This is a genomic window from Pseudomonas sp. CF161 (assembly GCF_000416215.1).
In the GTDB taxonomy this organism is placed as follows: domain Bacteria; phylum Pseudomonadota; class Gammaproteobacteria; order Pseudomonadales; family Pseudomonadaceae; genus Aquipseudomonas.
Map to the genome: position 1 here is coordinate 185,576 of NZ_ATLP01000093.1, position 12,581 is coordinate 198,156.

12 protein-coding genes are annotated in these 12,581 nt (G+C 65.1%); 8 read left to right on the forward strand and 4 right to left on the reverse strand.

Annotation, left to right across the window (positions count from 1 at the left end; all coding sequences use genetic code 11):
* The first annotated feature begins 43 nt into the window (after positions 1–43).
* Positions 44–775: a helix-turn-helix transcriptional regulator gene (locus tag CF161_RS20605; protein WP_020298539.1), complete on the forward strand. Its 732-nt coding sequence runs from the start codon at positions 44–46 to the stop codon at positions 773–775.
* Positions 776–857: 82 nt separating this feature from the next.
* Complete coding sequence (gene iaaH / locus CF161_RS20610) at positions 858–2,393, forward strand: indoleacetamide hydrolase (RefSeq protein WP_020298540.1); 1,536 nt, start codon at positions 858–860, stop codon at positions 2,391–2,393.
* Here the strand turns inward: iaaH and CF161_RS20615 are convergent.
* The 3 genes from CF161_RS20615 to CF161_RS20625 all read right to left on the reverse strand — a co-directional run bounded on the left by CF161_RS20615 (position 2,380) and on the right by CF161_RS20625 (position 4,705).
* Complete coding sequence (locus CF161_RS20615) at positions 2,380–2,676, reverse strand: cupin domain-containing protein (protein ID WP_020298541.1); 297 nt, start codon at positions 2,674–2,676, stop codon at positions 2,380–2,382. The two genes, iaaH and CF161_RS20615, sit on opposite strands and share 14 nt — an antisense overlap.
* A gap of 67 nt (positions 2,677–2,743) precedes the next feature.
* The gene (locus tag CF161_RS20620) at positions 2,744–3,028 is read right to left on the reverse strand and encodes a putative quinol monooxygenase (RefSeq protein WP_020298542.1); all 285 of its coding nucleotides are present in this window, start codon (positions 3,026–3,028) and stop codon (positions 2,744–2,746) included.
* A gap of 57 nt (positions 3,029–3,085) precedes the next feature.
* Positions 3,086–4,705, reverse strand: a complete 1,620-nt coding sequence (locus CF161_RS20625; protein ID WP_020298543.1) for an FMN-binding glutamate synthase family protein — start codon at positions 4,703–4,705, stop codon at positions 3,086–3,088.
* A gap of 313 nt (positions 4,706–5,018) precedes the next feature.
* Between CF161_RS20625 and CF161_RS20630 the strand changes: the two genes are divergently transcribed.
* The 4 genes from CF161_RS20630 (at position 5,019) to CF161_RS20645 (ending at position 7,971) form a co-directional block, all read left to right on the forward strand.
* Entirely contained in the window at positions 5,019–5,285 is a 267-nt protein-coding gene (locus tag CF161_RS20630; protein WP_020298544.1) for a type B 50S ribosomal protein L31, read from the forward strand.
* Positions 5,286–5,461: 176 nt separating this feature from the next.
* Positions 5,462–6,826, forward strand: coding sequence for an HD domain-containing phosphohydrolase (locus CF161_RS20635; protein ID WP_043229933.1), 1,365 nt, complete (start codon positions 5,462–5,464; stop codon positions 6,824–6,826).
* Between the two features lie 57 nt (positions 6,827–6,883).
* Positions 6,884–7,318: an NUDIX domain-containing protein gene (locus tag CF161_RS20640; protein WP_020298546.1), complete on the forward strand. Its 435-nt coding sequence runs from the start codon at positions 6,884–6,886 to the stop codon at positions 7,316–7,318.
* Positions 7,319–7,464: 146 nt separating this feature from the next.
* A complete protein-coding gene (locus CF161_RS20645; RefSeq protein WP_043229989.1) occupies positions 7,465–7,971 on the forward strand; it encodes a GNAT family N-acetyltransferase in 507 nt (168 codons plus the stop codon).
* A gap of 39 nt (positions 7,972–8,010) precedes the next feature.
* Here CF161_RS20645 and metR read toward each other — a convergent pair whose 3' ends face one another.
* Entirely contained in the window at positions 8,011–8,928 is a 918-nt protein-coding gene (gene metR / locus CF161_RS20650; RefSeq protein ID WP_020298549.1) for a transcriptional regulator MetR, read from the reverse strand.
* Positions 8,929–9,035: 107 nt separating this feature from the next.
* On the opposite strand from metR, the gene metE reads away from it, so the two are divergent.
* Together metE and CF161_RS20660 are read left to right on the forward strand one after the other, a co-directional pair.
* Positions 9,036–11,348, forward strand: a complete 2,313-nt coding sequence (gene metE, locus CF161_RS20655) for a 5-methyltetrahydropteroyltriglutamate--homocysteine S-methyltransferase (RefSeq protein ID WP_020298550.1) — start codon at positions 9,036–9,038, stop codon at positions 11,346–11,348.
* Positions 11,349–11,565: 217 nt separating this feature from the next.
* On the forward strand, positions 11,566–12,579 hold the full coding sequence (locus tag CF161_RS20660) for an alpha/beta fold hydrolase (protein ID WP_020298551.1): 1,014 nt from the start codon (positions 11,566–11,568) through the stop codon (positions 12,577–12,579).
* The last annotated feature ends 2 nt before the right edge of the window (positions 12,580–12,581 follow it).

Sequence of the window (12,581 nt, forward strand, 5' to 3'; positions counted from 1 at the left end):
ACCCCGGCGCTGGGTCATCAATGTCAGATCAGGGAGTACTGCGATGCACAGCGTAAAAATGACCGGTCCTGAAGTCGAGTTGTTCGCGAGCATTGTGTGGCGCCTGCGCAGCGCGCAAGCGGGCCCATCCGTGCGGGAGCAGGTGTTGGGTGACCTGGCGCAGTTGCTGCGGGCCGATTTTGCCGCCTCCTATGTCTGGGACAGCCGGCTCAACCGGTCGCTGCATGGCACGGCGATCAATATCGAGGCCAGCCGTCTGCGCGACTATGAGCAACGCGTCCACCTGCACGACAGGATCACCCCGTTGTTGCGGGCTCGGCGGCGCGCGACCCGGGTCGATGAGGTCATCAGCCGCCGGGAGTTGGAGCAGGGGGCCCATTACCGTGAATTTCTCCAGCCCTGTGGCATGCACCATGGGATCAATCTGTTCGTGTTCGATCAGGAGCGCGACCTGGGGGATTTCCGGGTCTGGCGCGGCGCCGCTCAGCCGGCGTTCGGCCCGCGCGAAGTGTGCCTGCTGGATGCGCTGAACCCGTATTTGCAGCAAGCCCTGGTGTGCGAAGCCGGCGCGGCGCCGCTGCTGACGGCACGCGAGCAGCGGGTGGCCGGGCATGTGGCCCAGGGCTGCAGCGACAAGCAGATTGCCCGACTGATGAATATCGGCTTCACCACCGTGCGTACTCACCTGAAAAACGCCATGGCCAAGACCGGGGCCCGCAATCGCACCGAACTGGCGCTGTGGCGGGCACGGCATGGCGCGCCTCCTCAATCCTGAGGATGTCTGACGGGGCCCCGGCGAGGCATTAATGCGGGCTCCGAGCGCCATGGTGGGGCTCGACCGATGCCCAGGATCGTTGATGAATACCCGACTCTGCCTATTGGCGCTTGGCCTGCTGGCCAGCGGTGCCACGCCTGCTGTCGAAGCGCCGCTGGACCTGCTGTCGTTGAGCGCCGAATACACGGCCCGCGCGATCTGCGAGGGCCAGGTCTCGAGTGCGACGGTGGTGGCTTTCTGGCTGGCCCGTATCGAGGCGCGGCCCGAGCTCAACGCCTTTATTTCATTGGCGCCCCAGGCCGCTCTGGCCCAGGCGCGTGCCGCCGATGCGCGCCTGGCCGCGGGTCAGGGCTGCCTGCCCCTGGGCGGCGTGCCCATTGCCATCAAGGACAATATCCAGGTCAAGGGCTTTGCCAACACTGCGGGCACTCCGGCGTTGGCCGGCTTCTTTCCGGCCCACAATGCGCCGCTGATCGACAGGCTGCAGGCGGCCGGCGCGATTGTGCTGGGCAAGACCAACATGCACGAGCTGTCATTTGGCGCCAGTGGCTACAACCGGGCGTTCCATGGGGCAACGGTGGGCGTGCGCAATGCATTCGATCCATCGCGGATTGCCGGCGGTTCATCCTCCGGCAGTGCGGCGGCGCTGGGCGCGCGCCTGATCCCGATCGCCATGGGCACTGATACCGGCGGCTCAGCGCGCGAACCCTGCGCCCTGAATGGCTGCGTCGGCTTTCGCCCGACCGTGGGCCGCTACAGCGGCCAGGGCGTCACGCCGATCTCGCCGCGGCGTGACACCCCGGGCCCCATGGCCAATTCCCTGGGCGACATTGTGCTGCTCGATGCCATCCTCAGTGGCGCCCCGGCAGCGGCCGCGACGCCAGTGCCCGCGTCACGCATCAGGCTGGGGGTAGCGGATTTCCACTGGGCCGACCTCGACCCTGAAGTCGCCACCCAGGCCCGGGCAGCCCTGGAAAAATTGCGCCTGGCCGGGGTGCAGCTGGTGCCGGTGGCCCTGCCCGGGCTGGCCGAGTTGCAGGCCAAGGTCGCGCTGCCGGTGGTGGTCATGGAGACGCGCCAGGCGCTGACTGCGTATCTGCAGGAACAGGCCACCGGGGTATCGTTCGAGGCCTTGGTCGAGGGCATCGCCAGCCCCGATGTGCAGGCCATCTTTACCCGGATGATTGTGCCCGGGCGGGTGCCGGGGCCGGACGGGCAGTTGCAGCCCGGTGCCCAGGCCTATCAGGAGGCCATCACTCACCACCTGCCGGCCCTGCGCGAGCTGTATCGCCGCGCATTCGCCGATCACCAGCTGGATGCGCTGGTCTTCCCCACGGTGCCCGAGGTAGCGATCAAGGCCGACGAACAGGCCAGCAGCGCGCAGCATTTTGCCCGGATCATTCGTAACACCGACCCCGGCAGCCAGGTCGACATGCCCGGCCTGAGCCTGCCGGTGGGGCTGGGGGCGGACAGCGGCCTGCCGGTGGCCATGGAGATCGATGGCTTGCCGGGCAGCGACGCGCGCCTGCTGGCGATCGGCCGGACCCTGGAGTCAATCTGGGGCCCCAGGCCGCTGCCCGCCGAGCAGCGCCCAGGGCTGGGCGCTACAGGTCAATGATCACCAGGGTGCCATGGCTGCCGGCCAGCACCGCGTGGGGCACGCCGGCTTCCACCAGGTACATCTGGCCGGCCTCCACGGTCACCGGCTCGCCGGCCACCGTCAGTTGCAGGCAGCCGCTGGTGACCAGCAGGCCTTCGTTGTAGTCGTGGGTTTCTTCGATGTAGGCCTGCGGGTCCATGCGCAGCACCTTGATGCGTGCGGGGCCGACCTGGCCGACCACTTGCGAGCGCCAGGTGCCCGGCAGTTGGCTGGCCAGTGAATCAAAGGGTAATAACGGCATGGGGTCACTCCGAAAGGGGCAGGGGGATGCGGTGCTTTCGGTGGTCCGGTCAGCGTAAGGGGGCGTATCAGAACGGGTTCATCAGCAGCACCCGGCAGTCCCGGGCCTGGAACTGATTGATCTGCGGCACCAGCCGGGTGAAGTGCTCGGTCCGGCAGTGGGTGTCGAGTGCCGCCTGGTCGGGCCACAGCTCGATAAAGATAAAGTGCCCGGGGTCTTTCTGGTCGACAAACAGCTCGTAGGCAATGCACAGCAGTTCCTGGCGGGTTTTTTCCACCAGCTCGGCGTACCACGGACGCACGGTGTCGAGGTGTTCGGGGAGGATGAAGTCTTCAGCGATGACTTTGAGCATGGCAATCCTTGTCGCTGCGCCCGACCCTTGCGGGGCGGGCGCAGGTAATCCGGTCAATCAAGCCGCGGCTTGTTCATTGGGTTCGAAACTGTCGGCCCGCGCCATCTGCCACATGCGCGAGTAGAACGCGCCGTCCACCTCGCCGGTGAGCAATTCGCCGGGCTTGAGGAACACATGCAGCTGCGAGAACAGTTTGATTTCGGTGGCCGACATGCGCCGCACCAGGTGCTTGGCTTCCAGTTGCGAAGGGTGGTCGAGGCCGGCGGCCGCGAGCATCTCGGCCAGGGCCTTGAGGGTGTTGCGGTGGAAGTTGAACACCCGCTGGGCCTTGTCCGGCACCACCAGGGCGCGCTGGCGCAAGGTGTCCTGGGTGGCGACGCCGGTCGGGCATTTGTTGGTGTGGCACGACTGCGACTGGATGCAGCCGATGGCGAACATGAAGCCGCGGGCCGAGTTGGCCCAATCGGCGCCGATGGCCAGCACGCTGGCGATGTCGAAGGCGCTGACAATCTTGCCGCTGGCGCCGAGCTTGATCTTGTCCCGCAGGTTCAGGCCCACCAGGGTGTTGTGCACAAACAGCAGGCCTTCGCGCATCGGCACGCCGATATGGTCGGTGAACTCCACGGGGGCCGCGCCGGTGCCGCCTTCCTTGCCGTCGACCACGATAAAGTCCGGGAGAATGCCGGTTTCCAGCATGGCCTTGGCGATGCCCATGAACTCCCAGGGGTGGCCCAGGCAGAACTTGAAGCCCACCGGCTTGCCGCCCGAGAGTTCGCGCAGCTGCTGGATGAACTGCATCAACTCGATCGGCGTCGAGAAGGCGCTGTGGCGTGACGGCGAAATGCAGTCCTCGCCCATCATGATGCCGCGGGTCTCGGCGATCTCCGCGGTGACCTTGTGCTTGGGCAGAATCCCGCCGTGGCCGGGCTTGGCCCCCTGGCTCATCTTGATTTCGATCATCCGCACTTGCGGGTTCTGGGCTTGCGCGGCGAAGCGGTCCGGATCGAATCGGCCGTCGGCGGTGCGGCAGCCGAAGTAGCCGCTGCCCAGTTCCCAGGTCAGGTCGCCGCCGTTTTCCCGGTGGTAGGGGCTGATGCTGCCTTCGCCGGTGTCATGGGCGAAGTTGCCGAGCTTGGCGCCCTGGTTGAGGGCGCGGATCGCGTTGGCGCTGAGGGAGCCGAAACTCATGGCCGAGATGTTGAACACCGAGGCCGAATACGGCTGGGTGCACTGCGGGCCGCCGACGGTCACGCGAAAGCTGCTGGGGTCGCTCAGGGGCGCCGGGCGCATGGAGTGGCCGATAAATTCGAAGCCCGACTGGTACACATCGATCAGGGTGCCGAAGGGTTTGTCGGCGCTTTCATTCTTGGCCCGGGAATAGACCAGGGAGCGCTGGGCCCGGGAGAAGGGCAGGGCGTCGCTGTCGGATTCCAGCAGGTACTGGCGGATTTCCGGGCGGATGCCTTCCACCAGGTAACGGATATTGCCCAGGATCGGGTAGTTGCGGCGCACCGCATGAGGGCTTTGCATCAGGTCGAAAATACCCAGCAGGCTGAGCAGGCCAGTGACCAGGGTGATCGGCCACAGCCAGTCGTGGTCAAGAAAGGGCAGGCTGGCGAGGGTAAAGATCACACAGGCGGCAAAGAAGGCGTAGCGGCTCAGGAGTGACAGGCTCATACGGTTTCCTTGGGTTCGGACTCATCAATCCAGGCAGGCTCGGGGCCTGTGGAAATAGGCAGACAACGGGGGCCGGAACGGGGTGTCCAGCTTGTCGCGGTCGGGGCGCTCAGGGTGTTTCACGGTGTTGGCGAAGGGTGGAGCTTACGAGCGATCTCCGTCTCGGGGCAACCCGCTGGGGTCTGTTCTGCGGGTTTCGGTGGGCGGATAGACGATTTGCTTTGGCGCTTATTGCAATCGGTTCTCGTTTGGAAGGCTTCTATATGTTACTGTATAACGTATTGATCACATGCCAAGCCCTCGGAGGCCACAGATGAAACCTGGAATCCACCCCGCCTACCGCACCGTGCTGTTCCACGACACCGCAGCCGATGTGTTCTTTTTGATCGGTTCCACGGTCGACACCGATCGCACCCTGACCCACAGCGATGGCCAGACCTATCCCTATGTGACCCTGGACGTGTCCAGCGCCTCGCACCCGGTGTACACCGGCCAGCAGCGCAAGACCCAGTCCGAAGGCCGTATCGCCGGTTTCAACAAGCGTTTTGCCTCCTTCGGTTCGGGCGGCAAGAGCGCCTGAGCCAGCGGCCCCCAGGCGCGCTGCCGTGGCAGCAGTGCGCCCGAGCGGGCGGATCAGTGGTATTAAAAAGCCATCATTCTCCCCCGCAACCCGACTACGCTTAGCTCAAACAACACGGATTGCTGTTGCCCTTCCAATAAAGGATCAGTGCATCGATGTTGACCCGAGGTGTCGTCATGGGTGAGCACAGCGTTGACACTTCCACACCAGCGTCCGGCGTGCTGCTGGTTGACGAGCAGGATTGGGTGCTCACCAGCCTGGCTGAACTGCTGAGTGACGAGCCCTACCGCCTTTACCTGGCCCATGGCAGCGCCCAGGCCCTGGAGTTGATGGCGCAGCACCCGATCGACCTGGTCATGAGCGCCGCGCACCTGGCGCAGATGGACGGTGCCAGCCTGCTGGCGCGCATTCATCAGGACTACCCCCACACCGTCCGCATCCTGCTGACCGGCGACCCCGACCTGGCGCTGATCGTCAAGGCGATCAATGAAGGCCAGATCTACCGCTACCTGAGCAAACCCTGGAACGACCAGGAGATGCTCCTGATCCTGCGCCAGGCCCTGGCCCATCAGCACAGCGAGCGTGAGCGCCAGCGCCTGGAAACCCTCGCGCAAACCCGCAACAGCGAACTCAGGGCCCTCAACGCCCAGCTGGAACAGCGCGTCGCCGCCCGCACCGCCGAGCTGCAGCAGACCGCCGACATGCTCGACCTGGCCTATGAGGAGCTCAAGCATAGTTACGCCACCGGCACCGAGCTGTTCTCGCTGCTGGTCAACCAGCGCCTGCCACCGGCCAAGCAGACCAACCGCCAGATCATCGAGCTGGTGCGCGCCTACTGCACGGTGCACGCCCTGGATGAAGGCAGCCGCCGCGACCTGGCCATGGCCGCCGCGCTGTACAACATCGGCAAGTTGAGCTGGAGCGACAGCATGATGAGGTCCCCGGCGGACCTGATGCACCACCACGACCGCGAGCTGTACCGCACCTATCCGAAGCAGAGCGAATCACTGTTGATGACCCTGGAGCCGATGCAGGATGCGGCCCGGCTGATCCTGCACCATCAGGAGCACTGGGACGGCGGCGGCTTCCCCGATCACCTCAAGGGCGAAGCCATCCCCTTTGGCTCACGCTTGCTCAAGCTGGCGGTGGATTTCATCGAATTGCAGCGCGGGCTGATCCTCGAGCGGCAGATGAACAGCGACGAGGCGCTGGTGTTTATCCGCAAGTACGCCGGCAAGTTCTACGACCCGCAGTTGGTCGAGGACTTTGTCCAGGTGTGCGCGATCTACCTCAAGGACGTGACCCTGGGCGACCCCTCGGTCAAGGTCCTCGGCACCCGGGAACTGCAAGCCGGAATGGTGCTGGCGCGCAACCTGAACGCCGACAACGGCATGCTCCTGCTCAATGCCGGCAAGGTGCTCAACCTGCCCCTGGTGGACAAGCTGATTGCCTTCGAGACCATGGAGGGCGCGCGTTACAGCGTGTTCGTCAGGGTGCTCCAGGAGCAGCCCGGCAGCGAAAAACCAGCCTCGGCGCCGTGACGCGAAGGGGCGGTGCGTGGGATCCTTGCGCTTTTCATTCAAGGCCGACCCGCTCCCATGACTGCCTGCACCGACTCCAAGAACGCCATTATTCACATCGCCGCCGGCCTGCTGCTCAGGCCGGATGGCCGCACGTTGCTGGTGCGCAAGCGCGGTACCCAGGCGTTTATGCAGGCCGGGGGCAAGATCGAAGCCCACGAATCACCGGCCGTCGCCCTGGCGCGGGAGCTGGAGGAGGAACTGGGCTTGCAGGTGGACCCGGCCCAGGCGCGTTTTCTCGGCCAGTTCTCGGCGCCTGCGGCCAACGAGCCCGGTTATGTGGTGCAGGCCGAGGTGTTTTTGCTGGAGATCGACGCCGAGGTGGTCCCGGCGGCGGAAATCGAAGAGGTGTGCTGGGTCGACCCGCACCGTGATATCAACCTGCACCTGGCGCCATTGACAAGGGATCTGATCCTGCCGTTTTATCGTGCCTCGCTGACACCCCCGGTCTGACCTGGGCCCTCGCCGAGGATTGCCATGCTTCCACGCCACGATGACCTGATCTTCGCCGCCGCTTCCTTGCTGACGCTGCTGGCCGCCCGGGCCGTGCGCCTGCTGCTCGCACCGGGGGCGCGGAACCTGAGCCCGCCGTGAGCGACGTGCGTATCCAGCGCCTGGACGGGCGTCACGCCGCGCAATATCGGGCGTTGTCCCTGGAAGCCTATGCGCGCCATCCCCAGGCGTTTGCCTCCAGCATCGGCAACCGTGGGGCGATCCCCCTGGCCTGGTGGGCGGCGCGCCTGGACGATGAGTGGGACCTGCAACTGGGGGCGTTCCAGGGCGAAGTGCTGGTGGGGATTGTCGGCCTGGCCCTGGAACTCGAGGCGCACGCCCGGCACAAGGCGACCTTGTTTGGGCTGTATGTGAACCAGGCCTGGCGCCAAGGCGGGGTGGGCTACCAGCTGGTGCAGGGGGTTCTCGCCGAGGCGCGGGAGCAGCCGCAAGTGCGCCTGATCCAACTGACCGTTACCGCAGGCAGCGACGCGGCCATCGCCTTGTATCGTCGCTGCGGTTTCATGCAGTCAGGCCTCGAGTCCCTGGCGGTGCGGGTCGGTGATGACTACTTCGACAAAATCCACATGTGCCGCGAAGCCCGCGAGCTTTAGCGGCACTCGCCATACACCGCGCCACCGGGAATGCCCGGATCAGCGAACGGCGCTGACCCCGTCCAGGGTCGAGAACGAGGTGTCCTTGGCCGTCAGCAGGAAGTCGCGCATGTAGGGCGCATCCAGCATGTCGGCGCGAATCGCCGCGTACAGCGTGGCGAACAGGCCCTTGTCCCCCAGGCGCTTGGCCTTGACGTAACCCCGCGAGCTGTATTCATGCAGCGCCCAATGGGGCATGCCGCACACGCCGCGCCCACTGGCCACCAGCTGCATCATCATCACCGTCAGTTCCGAGGTGCGCACTTGTGCCGGCTCGACGTCCGCCGGCTCCAGGAAGCGGGTGAAGATATCCAGTCGATCGCGTTCGACCGGGTAGGTGATCAGGGTTTCGTTGATCAGGTCCTCGGGCACGATGTAGGCCTTGCTTGCCAGCGAGTGCTGGTTGGCCACCGCAAGCATGGCTTCGTAGGTGAACAGCGGCACGTAGGTGATGCCCGCCAGATCCAGCGGGTCGGAGGTCACCACCAGGTCCAGGTCGCCCCGGGCCAGGGCCGGCAAGGGCGCAAAGGAAAACCCCGAGGCCAGGTCCAGTTCGACTTCCGGCCAGGCGTCGCGGAACTGGTCGATGGTCGGCATCAACCACTGGAAGCAACTGTGGCACTCGATGGCCATGTGCAGGCGTCCGGCGGTGCCGCCGGCCAGGCGCGCGATATCACGCTCGGCGCCGCGCAGCAGGGGCAGGGTGGCATCGGCCAGTTGCAGCAGGCGCAGGCCAGCGCTGGTGAAACGCACCGGCTTGGTCTTGCGCACGAACAACGGCATGCCCATGCGCTCTTCCAGTTCCTTGAACTGGTGGGACAAGGCCGACTGGGTCAGGTGCAGGCGCTCGGCGGCTTCCACCAGGCTGTCGGATTCGCGCAACGCGTGCAGGGTCTTCAGGTGACGGATTTCGAGCACCAGGTTCTCCATGAGTAAATTTTGTGATCAACACGAAAAGGTTGAGTTTGTCTCATGTTGGCCGGGCTGTCGACAATGGCGCCATCTTTTACAGGGAGGAACACCTCATGGCCTTGGCCCACACCCTCGGTTTTCCACGTATCGGCGCTGACCGCGAACTGAAAAAAGCCCTCGAATCCTATTGGAAGGGCGACCTTGGACAGAGCGCCTTGCTCAGCGTCGGCCGTGAGCTGCGGGCCCGGCACTGGCAGTTGCAGAAAGACGCCGGCATCGATTTGCTGCCGGTGGGCGATTTTGCCTGGTACGACCAGGTGCTCACCCATTCGCTGAGCTTCGGCGTGATCCCCGAGCGTTTCGCCAGCACCCAGGACGCCCAGGGCCTGCCGACCCTCGACACCCTGTTCGCCATGGCCCGCGGCGCTACCAGCGGGTGCTGCGGCGGCGAGCATGGCACGGCGCAATACGCCCAGGAGCTGACCAAGTGGTTCGACACCAACTACCACTACCTGGTCCCGGAATTCAGCGCTGACCAGGAGTTCAGCCTGAGCTGGAACCAGCTGTTCGACGAAGTCGACGAAGCCCACGCCCTGGGCCACAAGGTCAAACCGGTGATCATCGGCCCGCTGACCTACCTGTGGCTGGGCAAGGCCAAGGGCAATGAGTTCGACAAGCTCACGTTGCTGGAGCGCCTGCTGCCGCTGTACGGCGAAATCTTCAAGCGGCTTCAGGCCCAGGGCGTGGAGTGGGTGCAGATCGACGAGCCGATCCTGACCCTGGACCTGCCCCTGGAATGGAAGAGCGCCTTCGAGCGCGCCTATCACATCCTTCAGTACTCGCCGCTGAAAAAACTGGTGGCGACCTACTTCAGTGGCCTGGAAGACAACCTTGGCCTGGCCGTCGGCCTGCCCGTGGACGGCCTGCACATCGACGCCGTGCGTGCCCCGGAGCAACTGGGCCAGGTACTGGATCGCCTGCCGACCTACAAGATTCTGTCGGTGGGCCTGGTCAACGGGCGCAACGTCTGGCGCTGCGAGCTGGAGCAGGCCCTGGAGCAACTGCAAGTGGCCCAGGAACGTTTCGGCGACAACCTGTGGGTCAGCAGTTCCTGCTCGTTGCTGCACAGCCCGGTGGACCTGGGGCGTGAAGACCAGCTCGATAGCGAGTTGAAGAGCTGGCTGGCGTTTGCCGTGCAGAAGTGTGGCGAAATTGCCGTGCTGCGTGATGCGCTGAACGATCCACAGGCCGCCAGCGTTCAGTCGGCCTTGGCCCAAAGCCGTGAAGTGCAGGCCAGCCGGGCGCGTTCGCCGCGTATCCACAAAGCCCAGGTCCAGGCCCGCATCGCCGCGATCCGTGAGGTCGACAGCCAGCGCCAGTCACCCTTTGCCCGACGCATCGAATTGCAGCGTGCACGCTTGCAGTTGCCGCTGTTCCCGACCACCACCATTGGCTCCTTCCCGCAGACCGCGTCGATCCGCCTGGCGCGCCAGTCCTACAAGCAGGGCAAGTTGTCGGCCAACGACTACACCGATGCCATGCACAGCGAGATCCGCCACGCGGTGGAGGTCCAGGAGCGGCTGGGGCTGGATGTGCTGGTGCACGGCGAGGCCGAGCGCAATGACATGGTCGAGTACTTTGCCGAGCAACTGGACGGCTACCTGTTCACCCGCTTCGGCTGGGTCCAGAGCTACGGTTCGCGCTGCGTGAAACCGGCGGTGATCTACGGTGACCTGAGTCGGCCCAAGGCCATGACCGTGGACTGGATTCAATACGCGCAGAGCCTGACCGACAAGGTGATGAAAGGCATGCTCACCGGTCCCGTGACCATGCTGATGTGGTCGTTCCCCCGCGAAGATGTGTCGCGCAAGGTGCAGGCGCAGCAACTGGCCCTGGCCCTGCGCGATGAAGTGCTGGACCTGGAAGCCGCCGGGATCAAGATCGTGCAGATCGACGAAGCGGCGTTCCGCGAAGGCCTGCCCCTGCGCCGGGCGCAATGGCAGGAGTACCTGGACTGGGCGGTGCAGGCGTTTCGCCTCAGTGCCAGCGGGGTCCAGGACCGGACTCAGATCCACACCCATATGTGCTACAGCGAGTTCAACGATGTGATCCAGTCGATCGCCGCCATGGACGCCGACGTGATCACCATCGAGACCTCGCGCTCGGACATGGAGCTGCTGGAGGCGTTCAAGGCGTTCGACTACCCCAACGACATCGGCCCAGGGGTGTATGACATTCACTCGCCACGGGTGCCGGACACCGCGGAAATGGTCAAGCTGATGAGAAAGGCGGTCAAGCGCATCCCCGCTGAACGGCTGTGGGTCAACCCGGACTGCGGCCTGAAAACCCGCGCCTGGCCCGAGACCGAAGCGGCCCTGATCAACATGGTCGCCGCCGCCCGGCAACTGCGCAGCCAGTTGGGTTGATTACACCCGTTGGAACGCCAGCGCCGGTACGGGCCAGCGTCCGAACGCGGCCCGAGCCTAGCGGCAGCGGCAAGGTGTTGTCGAAAGACGACCGCTGGGCAATCTTCATCAAACTGTCACGCAACTGTGGCAGCGCGCTTGAACAGACTTCATCAGACTCGCGCTCTACTGGGGTTCTGCGTTTCGGTGTTTGTTCATGCGGGTACAATTCTTTTCAATGTTGCTGTTGCTGGCCGGGCTGACGCTCGGCCAGTTGTCTTTTGGCGCTTCGCGTTGCGACGTCAATGTTCCCACCCAACGGGTCGAACTGGAGCAGGTCAGCCTGGCGTACCAGAGCATCGGCCGTGCCTCGGACCCGGCGTTATTGCTGGTGATGGGCCTGGGCGGGCAACTGATCCACTGGCCCGACGAGGTGGTGGTCGCCTTGTGTCAGCAAGGGTTTCGGGTAATCCGCTATGACAACCGCGACGTGGGCCTGTCCACCTGGCGCCAGGTGCCGGACAGCGCCAACCTGACCTTCGAGGTCCTGCGCTACAAGCTCGGCCTGCCGGTGGCGGCGCCTTACACCCTGACGGACATGGCCGACGATGCCCTGGGCCTGATGAATGCCCTGCATATCGAGCAGTTTCATGTGCTGGGCGCGAGCATGGGCGGGATGATCGCCCAGCACCTGGCGGCCATGGCGCCGCAGCGGGTGGAAAGCCTGACCTTGATCATGACCAGCTCCGGCGCTGAAGGCCTGCCCGCGCCCAATGCGGCGCTGGTGCAGTTGCTCTCGCGGCGCGGTGCGCCAAACCGCGCGGTGGCCCTGGAGCAGCAGGCCGATTTGCTGGCGGCCCTGGGCAGCCCCGAAGTCAGTGACGATCGCCAGATGCTGTTGCGCCAGGCTGCGGAGTCGTACGACCGTGCATTCAACCCCGAAGGCGTGAAGCGCCAGATCATGGCGATCCTCGCCGAGCCGAGCCGGGTCACCCTGCTCAACCAATTGCGGGTGCCGACCCTGGTGGTGCACGGCACCGCCGACCCGCTGCTGCCGGTGATGCACGGCGTGCACCTGGCCGCGCATATCCAGGGCAGCCAATTGAAGCTGATCCCGGGGCTGGCCCATCGTTTCCAGGAGGCGTTCAAGGCGCCGTTGCTGGCGGCGGTGCTGCCGTACCTGCAAGCCCACCGTGAAGACACCTCGCACTGGGCGCAGATCGAACCCCTGGCCGCACCGAACCTGCTGTGAGC